Raw genomic sequence first — 307 nt, forward strand, 5'->3', positions numbered from 1 at the left:
GCTGGTCGACGACGCCATCGTCGTGGTCGAGAATGTCGAGCGCGTGATGTCCGAGGAGGGCCTCAGCCCCCTCGAGGCCACCCGCAAATCGATGCAGGAGATCACCGGCGCCCTGATCGGCATCGCCCTGGTGCTGGCCGCGGTGTTCGTGCCCATGGCCTTCTTCGGCGGCTCGCAGGGCGTGATCTACCGTCCGTTCTCCATCACCATCGTCAGCGCGATGGGCCTGTCGGTGATCGTGGCCCTGATCCTGACGCCGGCGCTCTGCGCCACCCTGCTGAAGCCGGTCAAGGCCGGCCACCACGAC

At 67.8% G+C, this 307-nt stretch carries 1 protein-coding gene; it reads left to right on the forward strand.

The features are described from left to right. A partial coding sequence (locus EIK80_RS25380; protein WP_148099134.1) for an efflux RND transporter permease subunit occupies positions 1-307 on the forward strand: 307 nt, incomplete at both ends.

This window comes from Caulobacter sp. 602-1, from assembly GCF_003931565.1.
In the GTDB taxonomy this organism is placed as follows: Bacteria; Pseudomonadota; Alphaproteobacteria; order Caulobacterales; family Caulobacteraceae; genus Caulobacter.